The organism is Vibrio ordalii ATCC 33509 (assembly GCA_000257205.1).
Taxonomy (GTDB): Bacteria; Pseudomonadota; Gammaproteobacteria; order Enterobacterales; family Vibrionaceae; genus Vibrio; species Vibrio ordalii.
Genome location: AEZC01000178.1, coordinates 1 through 548 on the forward strand (window position 1 = coordinate 1; position 548 = coordinate 548).

Annotated in this window: 1 protein-coding gene; it reads left to right on the forward strand. The window is 34.3% G+C overall.

Going from position 1 to position 548, the window contains the following annotated elements:
* Positions 1-504: WecB/TagA/CpsF family glycosyltransferase (locus VOR_RS0112220; RefSeq protein ID WP_010319986.1), on the forward strand; the 504-nt coding region annotated here is incomplete at its 5' end.
* Between the last annotated feature and the right edge of the window lie 44 nt (positions 505-548).

The window sequence follows — 548 nt, forward strand, 5'->3', positions numbered from 1 at the left end:
ATGGGGCATAATGTTCCTGAGCGAGTAGCTGGTGTTGATCTATTTTACAATTTATTAGAAATGAGTGCTGGACGGGACTTCCCAGTATTTTTACTTGGAGCAACATCTGACGTGGTCACTCAGACTGCGGATAAGGTTAAAAGACTTTATCCAGGATTGATTATTGCTGGTTATCATGACGGGTATTTTTGGGATAATGAAGAGTTTGTTGTAAATAAAGTTAAGGAGTCGGGAGCTAAGCTTTTATTCGTAGCAATTACTTCACCAAAAAAAGAAAATTTTATTAATAAATGGAAAGATGAACTAGGTGTTAACTTCGTTATGGGAGTCGGTGGGACATTTGATGTTGTTGCTGGTAAAGTAAATCGAGCCCCAGTTTGGATGCAAAATTCTGGTTTGGAATGGTTATATCGTATCATTCAAGAACCTAGAAGAATGTGGAAGAGATATCTTGTTACTAATAGCAAATTTTTATTTTTATTATTGAAAGAAAAATTTTTATAGGATGCATTTGTATTTTTTTCTATTTTAACCATGGTTGATTTTTG